The sequence below is a fragment of the Stenotrophomonas sp. 2YAF22 genome (assembly GCF_052114665.1).
GTDB lineage: Bacteria > Pseudomonadota > Gammaproteobacteria > Xanthomonadales > Xanthomonadaceae > Stenotrophomonas > Stenotrophomonas indicatrix.
Window position 1 is genome coordinate 1 of record NZ_JBFRFE010000927.1, and the last position, 1,057, is coordinate 1,057.

The window sequence follows — 1,057 nt, forward strand, 5'->3', positions numbered from 1 at the left end:
GTCTACCTTCGACAGCAGCCAGAACGCGATGAGCCTGGTCAGCGAAGAATTGCTGCGCAAGCACAACGTGCTGCCGCTGTTCAAGCGCGGCAGCAAGCTGTTCGTCGGCACCAGCAACCCCACCCATTCTCTGGACGAGATCAAGTTCCACACCAATCTGGTGGTGGAACCGATTCTGGTGGACGAGGACCAGATCCGCCGCACGTTGGAGCAGTGGCACGCCAGCCACGACACCATCGGCGATGCCCTGGGCGGCGATGACGAGGGCATGGCCAACCTTGACATCGGCGGTGGCGACGATGAGATGGGCAACACCGACAGCGGCATCGACGCCAAGGGCGACGACACCCCGGTGGTCAAGTTCATCAACAAAGTACTGATCGACGCCATCCGCAAGGGCGCGTCGGACATCCACTTCGAGCCGTACGAAGACGACTACCGCGTGCGTCTGCGCATCGACGGCCTGCTGAAGATGGTCGCGCGCGCGCCGACCAAGCTCAACCAGCGTATCGCTGCACGCCTGAAGGTGATGGCGCAGCTGGATATCGCGGAAAAGCGCGTGCCGCAGGATGGCCGCATCAAGCTCAACCTGTCCAAGACCCGGCAGATCGACTTCCGTGTCAGCACGCTGCCCACCCTGTTCGGTGAGAAGGTGGTGCTGCGTATCCTCGATGGCAGCGCGGCGAAGCTTGGCATCGACAAGCTGGGTTATGAGCCAGAGCAGCAGAAGCTGTTCCTGGAGGCGATCCACAAGCCTTACGGCATGGTGCTGGTGACCGGCCCGACCGGTTCGGGCAAGACGGTGTCGCTGTATACCGCGCTGGGTATCCTCAACGATGAGACGCGTAATATTTCCACTGCCGAAGATCCGGTGGAAATCCGACTGCCCGGCGTCAACCAGGTGCAGCAGAACAACAAGCGCGGCATGACCTTTGCCGCGGCGCTGCGTTCGTTCCTGCGACAGGATCCGGACATCATCATGGTGGGCGAAATCCGCGATCTGGAAACGGCGGAAATTGCGATCAAGGCTGCGCAGACCGGTCACATGGTGCTGTCT

The 1,057-nt window shown here is 61.4% G+C and carries 1 protein-coding gene; it reads left to right on the top strand.

The genetic code is table 11. The features are described 5' to 3' along the window. The coding region (locus AB4Y84_RS22325) for an ATPase, T2SS/T4P/T4SS family (RefSeq protein WP_442251015.1) at nt 1–1,057 on the top strand (1,057 nt) is incomplete at both ends.